The 19,040-nt window shown below is 44.8% G+C and carries 14 protein-coding genes and 1 pseudogene; 12 read left to right on the top strand and 3 right to left on the bottom strand.

What is annotated here, in order from left to right:
• The first annotated feature begins 91 nt into the window (after nt 1-91).
• Genes EXA13_RS03250 through EXA13_RS03200 form a run of 11 tightly spaced genes read left to right on the top strand, consistent with a single transcriptional unit; the run spans nt 92 to nt 13,322 of the window.
• Nucleotides 92-1,507 (top strand): undecaprenyl-phosphate glucose phosphotransferase, encoded by a 1,416-nt coding sequence (locus tag EXA13_RS03250; protein WP_238131868.1) that lies wholly within the window; start codon nt 92-94, stop codon nt 1,505-1,507.
• Nucleotides 1,491-2,804 (top strand): outer membrane beta-barrel protein, encoded by a 1,314-nt coding sequence (locus EXA13_RS03245; protein ID WP_238131867.1) that lies wholly within the window; start codon nt 1,491-1,493, stop codon nt 2,802-2,804. Before EXA13_RS03250 ends, EXA13_RS03245 begins: the two co-directional genes overlap by 17 nt.
• Nucleotides 2,805-3,377: a polysaccharide biosynthesis/export family protein gene (locus EXA13_RS03240; RefSeq protein ID WP_238131866.1), complete on the top strand. Its 573-nt coding sequence runs from the start codon at nt 2,805-2,807 to the stop codon at nt 3,375-3,377.
• Nucleotide 3,378: 1 nt separating this feature from the next.
• Nucleotides 3,379-5,523: a GumC family protein gene (locus tag EXA13_RS03235; protein WP_238131865.1), complete on the top strand. Its 2,145-nt coding sequence runs from the start codon at nt 3,379-3,381 to the stop codon at nt 5,521-5,523.
• A gap of 3 nt (nt 5,524-5,526) precedes the next feature.
• Entirely contained in the window at nt 5,527-6,762 is a 1,236-nt protein-coding gene (locus EXA13_RS03230; protein WP_238131864.1) for a lipopolysaccharide biosynthesis protein, read from the top strand.
• On the top strand, nt 6,752-8,131 hold the full coding sequence (locus EXA13_RS03225) for a capsular biosynthesis protein (protein ID WP_238131863.1): 1,380 nt from the start codon (nt 6,752-6,754) through the stop codon (nt 8,129-8,131). Before EXA13_RS03230 ends, EXA13_RS03225 begins: the two co-directional genes overlap by 11 nt.
• Nucleotides 8,124-9,119 (top strand): glycosyltransferase family 2 protein, encoded by a 996-nt coding sequence (locus EXA13_RS03220; RefSeq protein ID WP_238131862.1) that lies wholly within the window; start codon nt 8,124-8,126, stop codon nt 9,117-9,119. Before EXA13_RS03225 ends, EXA13_RS03220 begins: the two co-directional genes overlap by 8 nt.
• Nucleotides 9,119-10,336 (top strand): glycosyltransferase family 4 protein, encoded by a 1,218-nt coding sequence (locus tag EXA13_RS03215; RefSeq protein ID WP_158116456.1) that lies wholly within the window; start codon nt 9,119-9,121, stop codon nt 10,334-10,336. The genes EXA13_RS03220 and EXA13_RS03215 overlap by 1 nt, the downstream gene beginning before the upstream one ends.
• Nucleotides 10,333-11,433, top strand: a complete 1,101-nt coding sequence (locus EXA13_RS03210) for a glycosyltransferase family 4 protein (protein WP_078927283.1) — start codon at nt 10,333-10,335, stop codon at nt 11,431-11,433. Before EXA13_RS03215 ends, EXA13_RS03210 begins: the two co-directional genes overlap by 4 nt.
• Complete coding sequence (locus EXA13_RS03205; RefSeq protein WP_078927284.1) at nt 11,434-11,841, top strand: hypothetical protein; 408 nt, start codon at nt 11,434-11,436, stop codon at nt 11,839-11,841.
• Nucleotides 11,838-13,322 (top strand): DUF4832 domain-containing protein, encoded by a 1,485-nt coding sequence (locus tag EXA13_RS03200; protein ID WP_238131861.1) that lies wholly within the window; start codon nt 11,838-11,840, stop codon nt 13,320-13,322. The genes EXA13_RS03205 and EXA13_RS03200 overlap by 4 nt, the downstream gene beginning before the upstream one ends.
• Before the next feature lie 86 nt (nt 13,323-13,408).
• Here EXA13_RS03200 and glpC read toward each other — a convergent pair whose 3' ends face one another.
• Genes glpC through glpA form a run of 3 tightly spaced genes read right to left on the bottom strand, consistent with a single transcriptional unit; the run spans nt 13,409 to nt 17,585 of the window.
• Nucleotides 13,409-14,635 carry an anaerobic glycerol-3-phosphate dehydrogenase subunit GlpC gene (gene glpC, locus EXA13_RS03195; RefSeq protein ID WP_238131860.1) on the bottom strand — a complete coding sequence of 409 codons (1,227 nt, stop codon included), beginning with the start codon at nt 14,633-14,635 and terminating at the stop codon, nt 13,409-13,411.
• On the bottom strand, nt 14,632-15,945 hold the full coding sequence (gene glpB / locus EXA13_RS03190) for a glycerol-3-phosphate dehydrogenase subunit GlpB (protein ID WP_238131859.1): 1,314 nt from the start codon (nt 15,943-15,945) through the stop codon (nt 14,632-14,634). Before glpB ends, glpC begins: the two co-directional genes overlap by 4 nt.
• Nucleotides 15,942-17,585 carry an anaerobic glycerol-3-phosphate dehydrogenase subunit A gene (gene glpA / locus EXA13_RS03185; protein WP_238131858.1) on the bottom strand — a complete coding sequence of 548 codons (1,644 nt, stop codon included), beginning with the start codon at nt 17,583-17,585 and terminating at the stop codon, nt 15,942-15,944. Before glpA ends, glpB begins: the two co-directional genes overlap by 4 nt.
• A 537-nt stretch (nt 17,586-18,122) precedes the next feature.
• Between glpA and EXA13_RS03180 the strand changes: the two are divergent.
• Nucleotides 18,123-18,996 (top strand): annotated as a pseudogene (locus tag EXA13_RS03180) (MIP/aquaporin family protein).
• Nucleotides 18,997-19,040: the final 44 nt, after the last annotated feature.

The raw sequence follows: 19,040 nt of genomic DNA, 5'->3' as shown, positions 1-19,040 counted from the left end.
GATGGCAGAGCTACGTTATCTCTTCTATAGTTGAATACATAAGTAAATGTTATGCTTACTTTTGTATATATAGTCAGTAGGCCTCCAATCGATGACACCCAAAAAAGCGCTACAGTTGGCAGATGATGGTTACGCCACCGTATTAAAATTTTTCGACTTCATTACCATTAATTTCACACTTATGTTACTGCTCAATCTATTGGGCTTTAAAGAAACGGCGATTGATCTCACCGCTGGGTTTCTCTTTTCGGTAATTTTTTTATTGATAGGTGAATACCTCCATCTCTATTCCAGTTCCGTTTTGCGTCGGATCTGTCTTTCATTTTTCCGGCTTCTATTTACCTTAGTGATCGCGGCGCTTGTCATGGAGCTGGCGAAGTTTACGTTTAAAAATCTTGAAGGTTATCGAATTACCAATCTCAATCCGGTGATATTTGAGCAGTGGTATGCTCTTGCTTTTGCGATACTTTTAGCTATCCGAGTACTAGCGATTACGTCTGTGCGTGGATTAAGAAAAATTCTAAATCGACAACATCGTATTGCAGTGATTGGCTTAACTCCAGGTGGCTTAGCCATTGAACGGGCCTTAACACGAACGCACCATAAAAGTGATCTGGACATCGCGTTTTATGATGATCGTGCCGAAAGTCGTTTTGCTTATCCGAAACGTTCTGCGGTGGTTGGGAAGGTGGCAACAGTATTAGAAAAAGCACGCGCTGGTGAGCTTGATGAGGTGTATATTGCGTTACCTATGATAGCGAAAGATCGCATCCGTTATCTGTTGGATGAGTTATCTGACAGTACCGTGAACACGTTTTTAGTCCCAGATCTTTATACGTATAACCTCAGCGTTTCACAGATAAAAACGATTGATGGCGTACAAACCTTCAGTGTATTTAGTTCACCATTCGGTGGTGTGGGGGCACTGGTAAAACGTTTAGAAGATCTGCTGATTGGCAGCATCATTACCTTGCTGATTTCACCTATCCTTGTTGCGATTGCGATTGGTGTAAAATTGAGCTCTCCAGGCCCCGTGCTCTTTAAGCAAGATCGCTATGGGCTCGGTGGGAAGAAGATCAAAGTGTGGAAATTTCGTTCCATGAAAGTGATGGAAAATGATGCCGTCGTCACGCAAGCAACCAAAAACGACCCACGGGTGACACGGTTTGGGGCGTTTATTCGTCGAACTTCTTTGGATGAATTACCCCAATTTCTTAATGTGTTACAAGGTTCGATGTCGATAGTGGGGCCAAGGCCTCATGCCGTAGCTCATAATGAACAATATCGTCAAATTGTTGATAACTATATGATTCGACACAAAATTAAACCCGGTATTACCGGGTGGGCTCAAATTAACGGCTATCGAGGTGAAACCGATACCTTAGATAAAATGGAAAAACGAGTTCGGTATGATATCCAGTACATGCAAAACTGGAGCTTGTGGTTGGATCTCAAAATTATTTTTCTGACTATCTTCAAAGGCTTTGTCAGTGAAACGGCTTACTAGTACTGTATTGATCCTGAGTTTAACCCCAGTGGCTTATGCTGATCTTACGCCAAAATCCCATATTGGTTTGGCTGGAATTGATGTGCAAAGCCAGCTCGGGGTGGACTATGGTCATGAGAGTAATGTGACGTATCAACGCTGGTCTGACGATGCAGTAGATTCTGATTTTTGGACGGTATCACCGATGCTTCAAGCGATAGGTGAACGAGGGGAAGATCGTTATACCTTAATGTACAGCGGAGAATTTCGTCGTTATGACGCCTCTTCTGCGGATGATTACCAACAGCATTTTTTGCAGCTGGAAGCTTCGTGGCGTTTTGGTCGTATGCATGGCTTGTCGGTCAACCTTTCGCAAAACTACGGGCAAGAGCGTCGTGGACAAGGGATATCCGAAGGATTTAGCCAAGAAGATTTAGTCAAGTATGGTTTTTCTGAGGCGGGGTTGAAAAATTCACTGTCAGATAACCAAGTACGGTATAGCTATGGTGCACCAGAAGGGCGTGGCAAGTTTGAAGTTATGGCTCAGCGTAAAACCTTGTCTTTTCGGGATACGGATGACTTTGAACGGGATCAAGACTTCTATGACCATTTATTGCAACAAGAGTGGCGAGAAGACACGTTAGTGCTGGATCTGTTTGATCAATACAGCAGTAAAAGTCGTTTCCGTTACAGCTTAATTACTAACCGTCGTCACTATGAACAAGCAGACAATAAACGCAGTAATGAATATTACCTGCTATTTGGCGTCAATAGTGAGCGAAGCGGTAAAACGACCATCGAAGGCAATGTGGCGTTGCTCTACAAAGATTTTCCCAATGATGACAATGCCAAAACCTTTACCGGCTTTAACTGGGATTTAACACTGGATTGGCAGCCAGTGAATCATTCAACGTTCTCATTCTCTACTTGGCAGAAGGTAAAAGATCCTGAGCAAGAGGGTGGGTATATTTTAGAAAGTAATTATGGTCTTGCATGGACACATCATTGGTGGGTTGAGCGATTAACCACCACATTGGGTTACCGTTATCAAACCGATGATTATCGCATTCCTAATCAAGACCGGTTAGACCGAGTTCAGGTTGCTAAAGCATCAATCGGTTACGACTTTAGACCCTCGATTCGGCTAGAGTTAAATTATCAGTGGAGTAAGTTAGCCTCAAATACCCCGTCTAGTCGGCTAGTATTAAAAGAGCCTGACTATAATTCGAGCGGGGCTGACGGTACAGAAAAATCTGTAAATAGGCTGTTAGGTTATGAAGACTCCCTTATTCAGTTACTATTAAAGGTACAAATATAAATGCGAGCATTGATGTTTACGTGGTTAACCATGATCTGTTTGATTCTGATGCCGGCTCAGGCGGCGGTAACGCCTCAGCCATCGGCTGAGCCAGAACAGAGCCTTCCCCTTGTCAGTCAGGATTATCACTTAGGTACTGGCGATATGATCGACATTATCGTGCATGGTGAAAGTGATATGTCGATGAAGTTTAAGATCAGCAAATCGGGAGTGGTTAACTTTCCCTATATTGGTGAAGTGAAACTCAACGGGCGTACGGCGAATGAAGTCGAAACCGAAATTGAAACCCGTTTGCGTGGTGACTACTTACTCAATCCTATGGTGACGATCAATTTGAATGCCTTTCGGCAAATTTATGTCACGGGTGAAGTCAAACAACCTAATGGTTATGAGTATCAACCTCACTTAACGGTTGAGCAAGCGGTGGCTTTGGCGGGCGGATTTACCGATCGTGCTGATAGAAAAGATATCAGTATTCGCGTTTCATCTAGCGATGAATTGCAAAAGAAAGTTCCGCTAACCCATCTTGTCCAACCTGGTGATACTATCATCGTCGAGCAGAGTTTTTTCTAATATGTCAGTAGCAATGGTAGAAAACGGCCAAAAAATGGAAAGCAGTATTGATTTTATGCCGTTAATAAAGTCACTTAAAAAATACGCTTGGAAAGTGGTGTTAATCACTGTACTGGTGGTGGCGTTGTGTGTGCCATTAGTGATGTCATTAAGTGCTAAGTATGTTTCTACGGCAACGGTATTGCTTAAAGCGCAGGAAGATAATGCCACGCCTATTGAGCAAGTGGATGGTTATGATTCCACCCGTGGGCATTATTACGAAACGCAATATAATTTAATGCAATCTCGTGTGGTGTTGGAAAGTGCCATTCATGCATTAGGTTTAATAGAAGATGCTCGTTATAACGGCGATCAACCGCTGAGTGAAACGCATCCTGAGTGGACGCTTTCAGCGAAAGAGCGAATGGAAAAAGCGCTGAAATATGTGCGTGAACACGTTACTTTTACTGTTGTTCGCCAAACTCAATTGGTTTATGTCTCGTTTGAATCGGTAGATAACCAAGAAGCAGCGCGCATGGCGAATGGGATAGCTCAAGCATTTATCGACTACTCGGTTGAGAAAAAGGTGGAAAAAACTCAGACAGCACAAGGTTGGAACGAGCAACAAATGAAAACCTTAGCTGAGCAAATTGTCGCGAAAAAGAAAGAAATGGAGCAGTTTCTTGATGATGCTGGGTTACTGACTTTTCGTGGTATTGATGGGTATGAAACCGAAGAGCTGAGCATTACCACGAACAAGCTGGCAGATGCAAAAGAGCGCCGTTTGGCCTCGCAAGCTCAGTATGAGTTAGTGGCAAAAAATTTAAATGCGCCGATTGAAGAAATTGCATCACTGCCTGAAGTCTCTAACCACCCGCAGATGCAAGACTTACGTATTGCCTTGATTCAGGCTAAGCGTCATTTGGCTGATTTACAGCTTCGCTATGGTCCGAAACATAATAAGGTTTTGGAGGCACAAGCGCAGATCCAAGCGATTGAAGATCAAACTCGAGCCTTACTGCAAGAATTAAAAGTGGGGCTACTCAAACAATATCAAACGGATTTGGGGAAAGAAAATCGCTATCGAAGTGTGTTGAATGCTCAAAAAAGTGAGTTTAAAACTTTAGTGGCGAAACGTGATCATTACGAGAGCTTAAAAACCGATTTAGAAAAAACCGAAGATTTGTATCGTGATCTTTTCTTGCGCAGTAAAGAGTTGGCGTTAGCCGCACAATATAAAGAGCCTGATGCGGTTCTGTATGATCCGGCCACTGCGGCAAAACGACCACAAAAACCCAATAAAGTGTTGCTCTTGACTATGGTGGGAGTGTTAACACCGATACTTTGCATTCTATTTTTACTGATTCGTGTGGCATTGGATAGAAAAATTTATCGCTTAGATCAAGTGCAAAGAAAGTTGGGTTTAGTGCCATTAGCGGATTTGCCGGATTTTGCGCTTGATGGACCCCGTGAGCAGTTGAGTGACTTGGTGCAAACGAACCCGTACGCGATGGAAATGCTGCTTGGTTTGAAAACGGCAATCCGTTTAACCTCTCCCGATTCTCGTTCGATTGGGGTCGTGGCCACTACCGTACAAGAAGGCAGTTCATTGGTGGCAGAGCTACTGGCTAAAGCGTACAGCCATAATCAGCGAACCTTGTTGGTTGATCTGGATTATCGCAGTGAGCAGGCGCTGTCTCTTGCTATACCTCACAAGAGCGGATCAGAAGCATTAGGCGTGGCGCAATGGGTGAATGAAACACAACCGCTAGAATCGCTGATTCAGCCTCTCAGCCCACAGTGTGATTTCTTGCCTCGAGGCGAATGGACATCATCCCCGCTGGTTTTATTCGCTAACTCCCGTTACGCAGAACTCTTCACTCTCTTGACGGCTCAGTATGAGGTGGTCATTGTGAATTTACCGGCACTCAGTGACAGTAAAGATAGCCAAGTGGCGGCGCAAAGTTTGGATACCGTTTGCATTGTGGTGGAAGCAGAGCAGCGTCAAGCGCCTGCCATCGTGCATGATGTACAGAAATTGCAACAAGAATCCATTCATGTGTTGGGCGCAGTGCTCAATAAAGTGAATGCGGAGAATGTACAGACTGAGGAAAGCCAGCAATACATTACGCAAGGCAGTTTTGCTACCTTTGCGTTAGCGGAGTAGTGCATGAGTTTACTCAGAAGCATTTCAACCATTGCTGGTTCGTCCATCATTTCGCAAGTGATTGGTGCGGTTTCAATTTGGTTGATCTCTGACCGTTATGGTATGGCCGAAGTGGGGATCTACGCATTAACGTACAGCATTGTCCTCATCGGCGCGCAGGTCTGTACTTTCGCTTCTCAGCTTTTGCTTCCCAAGCAGTCTGAGGAGCATTTAGCTCAGAATCTGGTGTTCTGTTTACTGCAAAGCTTACTGCTGGCTGTACCTTTTACTGCCGTTGTGGTCGTTCTTTTTGAGCGCCCTTTTGTGCTGTTTTATCTATTGACGGTACTGCATGCTTGGGTCTTGATTTCGGAAAATTTATTGCTGCGTGATGAAAAAATGTCACTGCTCGCTATTCAGCGAATTTCGATGTCGGTCATTGTTGTCAGTTCAATTTTTTTCTCCTCCCAAGCCCAGATGTTTTATTGGCACTGGGCGGTGGTTTCGCTGAGCTGCATTAGCCTATGGTTATTTTATTCCATGCCTTTCCAACACATGCGTTGGAAATTATGGGGCTGGCGAGAAAATCACCGCTTTTTCCAGCAACATCGCCACCATATTTCTCGGGTGGGTAGCGCTGAGGTGTTGGCGATGGCGAATAACAACTTACCGATGGTATTGATTAACTTTTGGTTTTCTTCCGTGACCGCGGGTTACTTTGCCATTGTCAGCCGTTTTTGTTTATCACCGGTGGTGATTGTCGGTAATGCCGTCCGTAATTCGATTTTCTCTAAATGGTCGGTAGATTTTCGCCATCAACGTTTTCATTTCGCTGAGTTTGTGCGGGTACGCAAACTCTTGTTGATACTGGGTTCACTGGCGACGGCCGGGGTATTTGTCTGCTACCCACTGGTGATGGATTTTGCCTACGCTCAGCAGTGGGTGAGCCATGAATGGGTTGAGTCAGTTCCAACCTCGCGTTATATGTTGCCGTATCTCTTTCCTGCATTGGCGGTGTGCCCACTGACCGTGATTGAACTGGTTTTTGGTTCGCCACGCTATTTTCTACGCATCCAATTTGAACAGTTAGCGGTGGTGGTGGTGGCGTTTGTCGTATTGCCTTATTTTATTCCGGATTATGGGCTTTCTGTGCTGGCATTTGCGCTGCTTTCTGCGCTCCGCTATGGCTTTATCTATCTAAAAGTAAACCAGCGAGCTAATTTATTGCGCAAGCAAGAAGAGGCCAAACATGCTCAATAATGGTCTCTACATGCAAGTTTTTCTGTGGATGACGCTCGTTGTCTGTGGAATGGTGCAGTATTTTTCGGGGATTGGCGCGATATTGTGGCTGCCTTTTCTGCTTGCCATTGTCATGTTGCTTCTGATGCTATTGCAAACCCGCTATAGCCCGTTTTTCCTTGACCATCAAGAACGCATCATTATGGTGATTTTTATCGCCTTATTCGTGATGTCGACGCTGTCTACCGTGCTACAAAGTGGTCTTATTGTCACTATTGTTGGCCTAAAAAATGAGTTGGCGATTGGGCTTGTGCTCTTTTGTCTATTGTTGGGTTTTTGTCGTGAATCACAGATTTACCGACTGACGCAATCGCTGTACTGGATTTTCTACGCCCAATTCCCCGTGATGCTTTATCAGTTATTGGTGGTGGTTCCTCAGCGAGTGGCCATCAAAGGGGAATTTGAAATGTGGGATTCTGTGGTAGGGACTTTTGGTGGTGATCCGATGGGAGGCGGAAATACTGCGGCGCTTGGCCTTTTCTGCTTATTAATCATGTTGCTGAAAGTGTCTGAATACAAACATGGTGTAGCGAGTAAACTCAGTACGGCGCTGCATATTACGGCCGCTTTTGCCCTGTGCGTACTTGGTGAAGTGAAATTTGTGATTTTGATTGCGCCAATGTTGCTTGCTTTTGTCTGGTTTGTCCCCAGCTTTATGCGAGGAATGAAACGCTACAATGCACAAATGGTATTGATGATGCTGGGAGGTATCATCGTCTTACTGTTTGTCGCAATCATGTTGTTAGCGGCCTCTTATGAATCTGCGTTGGATGCGGATGCGAGCAAAGGCTCCTTGACCATTTTTCTTGACTCACTGGAATATATCTTTGATCCGAACTACATCATGGACAATGGTGAGTTAGGGCGGATGACGACAATTTTTTTCTGGTTGAATAACAGTGATTTATATGGCATTCCCAATCTATTGTTTGGTTACGGGTTAAACACGACGAACCATGGGAGTGCTGTGGCACCGGGGTTTCTTAATGAGGTGTTTAATGTACTGCTCGATTCTACCTCATTAAGTATGATGCTGTGGGAAATTGGTTTGATCGGGACTTGCCTATATCTACTGTTGATCGGCCTAGTGATTTGGGTCTCTATTCCGAAACCTGTGTTAGATGCCCAGCAATTGGACTGGGCTGATAAACGGCTGGTAGCCTATCAACCAGCCTACCTTGCTTTTGGATTAGCCGGATTGATGAGTATTCCTTACAGCCAAGTTTTGATGTTGGTTCCTATGATGCAATTTATGTTTTTCTTTTCGCTCGGGGCAGCTTTAGTTATTCGTAAGTCTGCCCTTGCTGCTAGAGAGTTCAGTTATGAATGAAATTCCCACTATCTCGGTCATTATAAAAACCTATAACGAAGAGCAGGGGATAGCAAAAACCATCGCCAGTATTCGTGATAGTTTAGCGATGTATCCTCATGAAATTCTGGTCGCAGATAGCTTATCGACGGATCAGACCCAACAGATTGCTCTCGATTTAGGGGTCACCGTCGTGTCCTTGGTGCATGCCGAAGAACGGTGTTGTGGGGTGGGGCACCAGTTGGGTTATCTGTATGCGCAAGGAGAATTTTTGTTATTGCTCGATGGGGATATGCAGCTGGCTGCTGGGTTTATTGAGCAAGGTATGGCATTTTTACACGCTCACCCTGATTATGCTGGCGTGGCAGGGATGGTAGAAATGGATGAGGCGGTCAGTTATGAGTTTAAATCACGTAAGCAGCGGCTGCACCAGATTTACCCCTTAGGCGATTGTCACCACCTTGCAGGTGGCGGCTTGTATCGTAAGTCAGCAATTGATCAATTAGGCTATTTAACGAATCGCAACCTACATGCGTATGAAGAAGCCGAACTCGGTATGCGTTTACAAAAAGCGGGGTTTAAACTACATCGCTTAGCCGTCCCTTATTTTCATCACACCTCTTATGTGATGTCGACCTTTGCGTTGCTTAAGCATCGTTGGCGAAGCCGTTATTTAGCAGCCTCAGGGGAGTTATTGCGCGCCTCATGGGGGACCTCACATTTTATGGATGCGGTTAAAACCGTTAAAAATGAACTGATTTTTACGCTTTATTTACTGAGCGTCGTTGTGTCCATGATTGCGTTACCGTGGATGTGGGTGGGGATAGCGTTTCTGCCATTGCTGGCTTTTTTTCTGCTCAAAGCGGTAAAAAATTGCTCTGTGCGCGATGCGCTACTCAGTATTGTGAATTTGTCGTTCTTTTCAGCGGGGATGGTGAGAGGGCTCTGTTCTACGCTTAAAAACCCTCGTCAAGCACCCGATAACCAAGTGATCAGAGGAAAAGAGTGATGAAAGTTCTGCTGGTGAATAAATTCTTTTTTATGAAAGGCGGGGCGGAAACGGTCTTTTTTCAAGAACGAGAAATGTTGCAACAAGCGGGTGTGGTTGTGGTGGATTTTTCGATGCAACATGAAAAAAATCTTCCTTCTGCTTACCATGACTTTTTTGTGCCGAATGTTGATTATTATCAAGGTCATGGGGTAGTGAGCAGTGTCAAAACCGCGGTAGATTTTATCCATAACCGAGAAGCGTGTCGTAAGCTACAAGCCTTGATCACCCAAGAGCAGCCAGATATTGTGCATTTTCACAATATTTACCATCAATTGACCCCCTCGATCATTAAGGTGGCGAAAAGCTTAGGCTGCAAAACCGTGTTGACGGCTCATGACACTAAAATTGCTTGTCCAAGCTACACCATGTATCGGGATAATCACACGTGTGAAGCGTGTTTACACGGTTCGGTTTGGAATGCCTGTCGTTACCGTTGTCAGCAAGGTTCACTATTCAAAAGCGCGTTATTGTCTTTGGAAGCCACCTATCAAAGGTGGGCAAAGAACTATCAGGCTTTAGATGTGATTGTTTCCCCGAGTGAATTTCTGGCAAACCTGTTACGTCAAAAGCTCCCCAACAATCGTATTGACGTGATTGTTAATGGGATTGATGAACAAGTTGACCACCATGATATAACCGATCAAGGGTACTTTCTTTATCTCGGACGGTTAAGTCAGGAAAAAGGAGTAGCGACCCTTGCTAAGGCTTACCAGCATTCTGCGCAGGCTCTTCCTTTGAAAGTGGTGGGGGATGGACCGCTATTCGATGAACTGGTGGCCAACTACCACAATATTGATTTTCTTGGGTTTCAACGTGGTGAAGCGTTACACACGCTCATTAAGCATTCCACAGCCGTGATTGTGCCTTCTGAATGTTATGAGAACTGCTCCATGTCGGTATTGGAAGCGATGGCTTATGGTAAACCCGTCATTGGTGCCAATATTGGGGGGATTCCTGAGCAAGTACGAGATGGCATTGAAGGGCGCTTATTTACGGCTGGTGATCCTCATTCGCTGGCTGAGGTAATGGACAGCGTAGCGGATAACAAAGAGCAAGTGATTGATATGGGATACAAGGCGCGTCAACGCTTATTAAATAAATATTCGTTGACTCAGCATCAAGCCAGTTTGATGCACCTCTATCAACAGTTACTCAGTGAGGTGAATCCCGTATGAAAATTACTGTATTAGGAACACGAGGCATTCCGGATGTGCTGGGTGGTGTAGAAACGCATTGCCAACATTTGTATCCCGAATTGGTGAAACAGTTTGGCGTCGAGGTATGTGTGATTGCTCGCTCTCCTTATGTCGAATATCAACACTCGAATTATCAAGGTGTGGTGACGAAATCGATTTGGGCACCCAAGAAAAAATCTTTAGAGGCTATTGTACATTCCACTTTAGCGGCTTTATCGACCTTATTTGATGGTTCACAAGTGGTGCATGTGCACGCTATCGGACCGGGGTTGGTGGTACCGCTGTTACGTCTACTGGGTAAGAAAGTGGTGTTTACCCATCACGGTCCTGATTATGATCGCCAAAAATGGGGTGGTGTCGCCAAGAAAGTATTAATGCTGGGGGAAAAGTTTGCGGCTAAGTGGGCCAATGAAGTCATCGTTATTTCAGAAGTGATCAATCGTATTTTGCAAGAAAAGTATCAGCGCTATGATGCTAACTTGATCTATAACGGCGTGCTTCCCGCCCCCCCTTTAAACGATACCATTCTTCATCAAGTACTGAGTAAGTATTCGCTTACCGCACAGCATTATCTGGTGGCGGTCGGGCGGTTTGTTGAAGAGAAAGGGTTTCACGATCTCATTGATGCGTACCAGCAATCTGGGGTCACCTTACCTTTAGTGTTGGTGGGCGACACGGATCATGAAACGCCTTATAGCCAAGCTCTCAAACAGAAAGCTCAACAGACACCGGGCGTAATCATGACGGGTTTTTTAAAAGGGGATGAATTAAAGGTGGTTTTCTCTCAAGCCCGGTTATTTGTTATGCCTTCTTATCATGAAGGTTTACCGATTGCCTTGCTCGAAGCGATGTCATTTTCTCTTCCTGCTTTGGTCAGTGATATTCCGGCCAATACTGAAGTGGCGCTAAACCCTGAGTGTTATTTCCCAGTGGGAGATGTGGCGCGCTTGAGTGATAAGCTACAACAAGGCGTGGAAGCCGAACGGATCAATTATGATGTGTATTTACAAAAATATGATTGGAAGACCATTGCACAGCAGACAATGCAAGTGTATCGCAAGGCCTTGGAGCAGTAAGTGACGACTCGAAAAAAAGAGCATCAATCCGTTAGCCAGTTTTATCAAATCTTAGATAAAACTGTGGCAGACAGTTTCAGTGATGATCAAAAACAGGCGATTGAGCAGGCGATCATCAGTAGTGGCTTGCATCATCGCCATGCCCTTGATGTGAGAAAAAGCTTACCTTGGTTTGGTAAGCGTTATTATTTGGTGTTACTGATGGGACGAGATCGTCGCCAGCAATTACGCAATCCAGAATCAAAAATAGCGAATTTTCTCATGACACTATTGATTTTAATCAGTGGTGTCACCGTGTTGGGCTTAGCGTTACTGGCGTTATATTTAATAAAATCTGCACTGGGTATCGATCTTTTTGATGATTTTTCGTTGGGTATCTGGGATTGGTTTAAAGGGTTAATGCAGTGAAAATCGCAACACCGGCATACAGAAAAAATGGCTTTAAAGCAGCCCTGAGTTTACTGCTACTCTTACCATTAACGGCGTGTCTGGCCGATAGAAAACAGGAATCCGATGCTTTCGTACCAGAGATCCCTGATTCTTTGAGTGAATCGATGATCCTGACTTACCCTGTCGCACTTGATGGCCCACTCCGTAACCCAGGTGTTGGGGTCGAGAGCTTCCATAATGGATGGGGAGAGACTTTAACTGAACAGCAATATCCGACGGAAGGTATTGACTATTATCGTTTTTACTGGGATGAGCTTGAACCTCAGGAAGGGCAATATAGGTTTGATACCATTGATCGTTTACTCACACAAAACCGAGCACACACACCACCGCGAATGGTTGCTTTGCGGTTTATGAGCGCCGCAACACCATCGAGTGGCAGTAAAATTCCTCAGTGGTTGATCAATAAAGGGATTCCAGGGCAATGGACGGGAGAGGGGAAAACCTTTATTCCGGATTTAGATGACTCTCTTTATCTAGAATATGTAGAAAAGCTATTGATGGCATTTGGGCAACGTTATGATGGTAATCCGAATTTGAGCCATGTGGATATTGGCATGGTTGGCTCATGGGGCGAATGGCATAACAGTAACTTTTCAGACTTAAAGCCATTGCACCAGCGCTATTCCAACGAAGATCTGAATCGGTTAGTGGATTTGCATTTTGCGGCGTTTCCACAAACCCCGAAACTGATGTTAATCAGTGGGGGAGAAAGTTTAGTCTATGCGACGGGTAAAGGTGCGGGTTGGCGAGCAGATTGCTGGGGAGACTGGCACCATTTTTCGCAGCAATGGAGTCATATGACGCATGATTATCCTCATCGCTTAGCGCAAGCGACCGAGGACGATAGTCAATTTCCTGAACGCTGGAAATCGGCACCAGTGAGTTTAGAAACCTGTGGGAATATGAGTGAGTGGCAAAGTACTCAGCACTATAGCAAAGAGCAAGTCAAAGCCAGCTTAGATTGGGCGATTGAACAACATGCTTCAACACTCAACCTGAAGTCGTATCCGATCCCAAGTCAGTACCGAGATTTACTTGATGAAGCTTTGCTACATATAGGCTATCGGTTGCGAGTGGATTCACTCTTACATCAGTCAGAAGCCACTGCGGGGCATATGTTGAATCTACAAGTGCGTATGGTGAATGAAGGGAATGCTCCGCCTTATCAATCTTACTATTTGGCCTTTCGGTTAATGAACGATCAAAATGAAATGGCCTTTTTAGCTATTTCTAACCATGATGTGCTCAGTTGGTTGCCGGGAGAGCACATCACTAACAGCAGTTTTTCTCTGCCGGAGTCTTTGGAAGCAGGATACTACATGCTTGAGTTAGCCTTGGTGGATCGTCATGGCCGAGCCGCTATTAACTTAGCGAATGAAGGAAGAGAGCCATCCGGTTGGTATCGCTTATCTTCAGTAACTATTAATGAGGGATGATATGAGCGCGTAGTCGGTAACGCTGTAGCTTGAATTCAGAGCATGCTCATTTGTATACGTATGAGCGGGTCAAATGACCCGCTTTTTTACGCAAGAGCCATGGCCAGTAGAGTGATGGGGTGCAGGCTTTCTAGTTGAGTATTTTCTTCAATTTGCCATTTACAGGTCTCACAATCCGTCACCGCAAAATTTGCGTTGGAATGATTAATGGCACGAAATAAGTGATTGCCAATTTTCATCGAAACATCGTAGTTTTCCTCTTTAAACCCATAGGTTCCGGCCAGTCCACAGCATTCACTGTCTAACACCACCAGTTCCAACCCTGGGATCATGCGTAGCAATTCAATGGTAAACATCACATTACCACTTCGTTCTAAGTGGCAAGGGGTGTGATAAACCACTTTTAAATTAAGCGGTTTCATTTTTGGGGCATTGCCATTCATAAACTCTTTGAGCAAAAAGCGGGTGATATATTCAATGTCATTGACCACTTTACTGTTATTCACCCCAAGAACATGAGGATACTCTTGCTGAAGGGTGAATGAACAGGTGGAAGAGGTGGAAATGATTTTGGTGTGATATTCCTCAACGGCAGATTCAATATTTTTGATATTAAGTAGGGCATTTTTGCGCGCTTTATCGTGAAAACCGTTGGCAATTAAAGGTACGCCACAACATTTTTCATTTTCCAGCAATCGAACGCCGATATTCATGGCATTAAGCACTCGCACTAAATCTTTCCCTAATTGAGGGTGGTTATAGTTGACGTAACAGCCATGAAAATAAGTGACCTGACGTTGATAGAGCGGCTGGCGGGTGCAGTTTTGTTTAAACCAGCGGCGAAACGTACCGTGTGAATATTTGGGTAGTGCTTTATGATCGTGAACACCAATGGTTTTATGCATGATGGTTTTCACCACTGGCAAAGTGGTAGCGAAATTGACCACTGGTGCAAATGGTGTGGCAATGGAGCCAAATAGGTCGGTGTGGCTCAATACATAGTCACGGACGAGTTTGGGATTCAATGGTTTTTTGCCATATTTACCGCGCGCAACGGCGATCAGATCGCCGATTTTAACCCCTGAAGGACATGCAGTTTCACAGCGTTTGCAGTTGGTACAATATTTTAACGCGTCATCGTAGTATTCAGGGCTTTTAATGCGCAAACGTTCACCATCTGGACCGCACTGCTTGGGACCGGGATAGTCAGGGTTGGCTTTCGCCACCGGACAATAAACGGTGCATACGGTGCATTTAATGCATTGGTCAAAGCTGGTGTTTTGAGGTGCAGCTTGCGAAAAGGGTACGTTCATATCAGCGCCTCCTGAGTCGAATAAGCGACAGAATCGGTTTTTAGCGCTTGCATAATGGCATAGTAAGCCGTGGCAATCGCCACACCTCCCCCACTGCCTTCAAACACGGGATCGTAGCCAGAGAGCATCGAACCACAGCAATAAAGGTTTTTGATCGCCATGCCTTGTTGATAAGGGTTCAACTGCGCATTTGTCTGAACGCCAAAGGTCATAAATGGGTGAGGGGTAGGCGCAAAAAATTGCGAATGTCGCCATGATGAGCGTGGTTCTGAATAGGTGATATCCAGCTCAAAGACCGGTTCAGAAATCTGTTGTTGTGAGGCTTTCAGCCCTTGGCTGAAATAACTGCCGGTCGCCATGATAAAGTGTTTCGCTTGAATCGGCATATCTCGTAAATTTTGGGTATAAATTTCGGTTAATTGGCCGTTGGAAAATGCTCCTTTCACCACTTTATCGCCTTTCAACTGAATACCACCAAGTTGAATAAAGGTGCGATTAAGGGTTTCTTCAATACGAATACCTAGCAGAGACGGGGGCATGGTGGGGACTTCATGAAAATGCAATTGCGTGGCTTCACGTAACTGATTCATCAAAATAAGCCCATCGCCATTGCCCATAATCGCCGGAAGAATCACCAAATCTTCCGGTGTTGCCAGCATCATTAATGTGCGGCAAAGATGATCCCATGCCTTTTCCTGTTTGAGAAAGCGGGCAATATCAATCGAGCGGAGTTCATTAGGATTACGCCGATACGCATCAAAACCGGGTAAGGTAATGGTTTTATGTTTAATGTGTATATTGGCAAAATCAACGTGCTGGCGAAGATTATCCTGCAACATTTGTGGGTGGAAATCTCGGTAACCCTCAATGGCAATTACCACAATGCGCTTAAACGGTAGAGGAGCATGATGCTGATAAACAAATGGCTGAGAAAGCCAAGTCGCCTTTAACGTTCCTAGCGGGGTGATGCGTTGATGATTGGCTCCCTCGGGTTGATGATACATAGGAAGCCCAGCATCGGTCATGATGTGTTGGAACCAATGAAGCCCTTCCATTAACGATGCTTGCCCCACAATGTTATAGGGGTGTTGATCATTTTGTTGTTTCAGTTTATCCAGTGCGTCAAAAGGATGGGTAACGGCGCTGCCATCGGGTAATTTGGCTAATACATCAATCGAGCCGGAAGAGAAATGCAGAGCGCTTTGCCCTTGGTTGATCAGCAAAGTTTTCTTTCCCGCCTGTAAGCCACGAACGGCGGCGGTGTATCCCGCAATGCCGCCACCGATCACGACAATGTCATAGTGCATCATCCGTTATTCTCCTCATGATTATTTGGCTGTGGAAGATCGCCTGCACCCAATAGCCCATCATAAATCCAGTAGCTAAATTCGGCTTCCCGCAGAGCATCGCCCCAAAAAATCGGTTTGATGCCTTTCCAGCGTTCTTCAAGGAACTCAGTAAGTAACAGGCTGGATTGCTGTCCTGTAAAATGACCATATTCAGAAAATAAGGTCGCTGCTCGGTAGCTGCACAGTTCCCCCTGACAAGGTCCCATGCCGAGGCGAGTTCGACGGCGTAAATCTACTAAATTGTTCACATCCAGTTGCTTGATCGCGTATTCAATCTCTCCTGCGGTCACCATTTCACATTCACAAATGATGGCTTGGTTTTTCATATCATCCGATAAAAACTGTTTGGCTCTTTCTCCATGACGATAAATTGCAGACTCATAAACGGGTTTGGCTATACTGGCGGTTTTTTTTACCTCTTTCGGAGTTTCGTTTGAGCCAGGAAGCGGGCGAAGATGTGTCGTACAAGGTTGTTGATTACCCAGTTTTTTTGCCACCAGATCCGTTGCCCATTCCGCCATTAAGCGGTAGGTCATCAGTTTGCCTCCGGTGATAGTGGTTAAACCATTCAGACCATCACGTTCTTGGTGATCCAGCAGCACAATACCTCGGCTGATATTACGTCCACTGCCGTCATCGTCAACGGAAACTAAAGGGCGAACGCCCGCATAGGCGCGCAGCACTCGTGTGTTCGCCATGATCGGAGCAAGTTTTGCTCCTTCTCGGAGTAACACATCCACCTCTTTATCGGTGACATGTAAGTTATCGATTTGATCATAGTCGATATGTTCAGAGGTTGTGCCGATTAGGGAGATGGTATCGCCGGGCACTAAAATATCGGCATCAGAAGGTTTACGGCAGCGATTGATGACGAGGTTATTAATTCGATAATCAAGAATGAGCAAAGAGCCTTTCGCCGGAAACATTTTGATATTCAGATCGGCATATTCACAAATATTCTGCCCCCAAATCCCTGCTGCATTAATGACTTGCTTCGAATAGATATCAAACACTTGATGGGTGCTCAGTTGCAAACAATGCACGCCTAATATGGTGTCACCTTGGCGGATAAGCCCTGTGACGATTGTACGGTTAAGTATTTTCGCCCCGTGTTCTTTTGCATCCAGCACATTCGATGCACAGAGACGAAAAGGATCTATCGTACCATCAGGCACTTTAACGGCTCCCAGCAAAGCGGGATTGACATTGGGTTCTAATGCTAACGCTTGCTTAGCGGTTAAACGTGACGTTTCAATACCGGCTTGAGTACAGGCCGTAATGAAACGCTCTTGGAAGGTTAAATCATCTTCCGGCAAGGTAATAAATAGGCCATTGGTCGCTTCTACACAATGCTTGGCTATTTTTTTGAGAATCAGATTTTCTTGAATGCACTCTTTTGCGGATTCAGGGTCAGTGACGGCATAACGAGCTCCTGAGTGGAGTAAACCGTGGTTTCGGCCTGTTGTGCCCGAAGCAATATCATCTTTCTCAAGTAAAACACAGGGGATACCACGCAATGCACAATCGCGCATAATGCCGGTTCCTGTTGCTCCACCACCGATGATGATCACGTCCGTCTCTATACGTTGTTTTGCCGTCATGATCGTTACCTTATTGGTTGGCTATACACTTACTATCATTGTGTCATTTCTCAATGTTGATGTTCGCTACATTGCTCACAAAAGCTCGAACGAAATAAATTATAAGCCATAAAGCTCATTTTTGTTCAGTTTTTGGTGAAACATATCGACGATTTTAGATAACAACGGTGGTTTTTGTAACAATTTCGCTACACCATGCGTGGTAAATAGATTGGAAAATGGAAACGAAAATGCCCTTTTAAGGATAAGTGTCCGTAATATAACGTGAAGATAAACAAGGCGATGACTAAAAGGTCGCGTTCATTTCATTTAGGTAAACCTTAATTAGTCTTTATTAATGGAATATCTGTTTGATTATGAGTATTGATCAAAATACTGCGTCAATTAACAGAAAACGAGTCTCATGTTAACATTTTTGTGCTCGAACGCTCATTAATAATCTTTGTTTGTTTTCGATAAAAGTTATCTATGGCAGATTTGCTGCACACAAACAACGTGTAAACCAATAACGTGTAAATAAACACAAGGATTCTTACTATGGCTCGAACAAAACAACAGACTCTTTTAGGAGCGTGTATCGCAGAGTTTATCGGTACGGGTTTGCTCATTTTCTTTGGTGTCGGCTGTGTTGCTGCCTTGGTATTAACCAATGCTCAATTTGGTCAATGGGAAATTAGTATCATTTGGGGGCTTGGCGTAGCGATTGCTATTTATTGTACCGCTGGCGTTTCTGGTGCCCATATTAACCCCGCCGTGACCATCGCTCTCGCCGCATTTCACGGCTTCGATAAAGCGAAAGTCATCCCCTACATCGTTGCACAAATGTTAGGTGCTTTTTGTGCAGCGGCGTTAGTCTACAGTCTATACAGTAACCTTTTTGTTGATTACGAAATCGCTCACAATTTTACGCGAGATAGTCAAGCCGCACTCGCAACCGCGGGGATTTTTTCTACCTATTCCCATGCATCGCTCTCTTTTTCTGGGGCGATGGCCGTTGAATTTGTGGATGGCCGTTGAATTTGTGATTACTGCAGTGTTGATGTTTGGCATCTTAGCTTTGGGTGATGAAAATAATGGGGCACATCGTAATGCGTTAAACCCATTATTAATCGGTATATTGATTGCAATTATTGGTGGGTCGCTTGGCCCATTGACGGGCTTTGCGATGAACCCTGCACGGGATTTTGGGCCTAAGCTATTTGCTTACTTTGCTGGTTGGGATTATGCCTTAAGCGGCGCTAAAGACATTCCCTATTTTATTGTTCCCATCGTAGCACCGATTGTTGGTGCTTGTTTTGGGGCTTGGGCGTATCCGAAATTTATTGCGGTTTATCTCCCGAAGGTGGGCACCGGATGCACAATTCCTAACCAGTGTGATAAAGCGGAAGAAAACGAACAAGCACACGTGTAAACAGATCCCATAATGATAGTTAACCGATTTATTCGAACGTGAAA

The organism is Vibrio cincinnatiensis (assembly GCF_022113815.1).
Lineage (GTDB): Bacteria > Pseudomonadota > Gammaproteobacteria > Enterobacterales > Vibrionaceae > Vibrio > Vibrio cincinnatiensis_A.
This window is presented reverse-complemented; position numbering and strand designations above follow the sequence as displayed.